1 protein-coding gene is annotated in these 1,290 nt (G+C 78.1%); it reads left to right on the forward strand.

Annotated features, from left to right (window positions below):
* Window positions 1-1,290: asparagine synthase-related protein (locus BHU15_RS37615; protein WP_255293319.1), on the forward strand; the 1,290-nt coding region annotated here is incomplete at both ends.

The following is a 1,290-nucleotide window of genomic DNA, read 5'->3' on the forward strand; positions in this document are numbered from 1 at the left end:
GCCCGTGCCGGGCATGGGCCCCGCCGACCGCCGTGCCGCACGCGGCGCACCCGTCCCCGGCATCGGCGCCGACCTGTCGGGCGGCAGCGCGTCGGGCACGCTCGCGCTGCTCGCCGCCGGGCTGCCGGGCGCGCCCGGCACCGTACTGGGCCACGGCACCGGCGCCGGCGAACGGCTCCTCGCCGTCACCTTCAACGACCTCGTCACCGGCGGGCGCGAGGCCGAACTGGAACGGGCCCGCGCCATGGCCTCCAACCCCCGGCTGCACCACGTGGTCGTCGCGGCGGGCGAAGAGGCCCTGCCGTACGCCGAGTTGGAGGGCCCGCTCACCGACGAGCCGGGACCGGCCCTCGTCGCCGCCGAACGCCACCGCCGCCGGCTCGCCGCGGGCAGCGCCGACCACCTCACCGGCGCCGGGGCCCGCGAGGTGCTCGACGCCCACCCGGCGCGCCTGGCCGACCTGCTGATCGACCGCCGCCGCCGCGATCTGCTGCGGCCGACCACCGCGCTCGCCAAGGCCCAAGGGCCCGCGGCGGGCTCGCTGTTCGTGCCGCTGACCGTCTACCGCGCCGCCCGCCGCCTCGCCCGTACGCCGTACCGCACCGGCCTCGAACAGGCCGCCGCCCAGCTCCCGGCCGCGCACCGCGACCGCAACGCCCTCGCCGCCGACGGGCCGTTGGGCGCCTCCCTCGCCGCGCTCACCTGGTCGCGCCCCGGCCCGGCGGCACGCTGGCTCACAGGGGAGGCGCTGGCTGAAGTATCGGTTCGCCTGACGGCGGCGGCGATCCGCCCGGCCTCCGTCCAACGCCCCGGCGAGGCCCGCGCACGGGCAGCACTGGCCCGCCACGCCGCCGATCACCGCATCTTCGAACAGGCCGCCGAGATCCGCAGCCAGCGCCTCCACGCGCCGTTCTTCGACAACCAGGTCGTACGCGCCTGCCGGGCGCTCCCCGAATCGCTGCGCGTCCAGCCCGGCGCCCGCTCCGACATCCTGCGCGCCGTCCTCGCGGGGGCCGGTATCCACGACCTGCCGCCCGGCTGGGGTGCCACCACGCACGCGACGGAGGCCGCCGCGACCCGCACCGGGATGCGGGCGGCCGTCACCGACCTGATGGCCCTGTTCGACGCGCCGCTGCTCGCCGACGCGGGCCTGATCGAGGCCCGCGTGGTCCGCAAGGCGCTGCGCAAGGCGGCGGGAGAGCAGGCGTCTGAGCCACAGTTCCGTGGAGACCAGGTCGGCGATGCCGTCCAGCGGGATCGGCTCGCCCTCCGCCGCCTTGCGCAGCGCCT

This window comes from Streptomyces niveus, assembly GCF_001723055.1.
In the GTDB taxonomy this organism is placed as follows: Bacteria; Actinomycetota; Actinomycetes; order Streptomycetales; family Streptomycetaceae; genus Streptomyces; species Streptomyces niveus.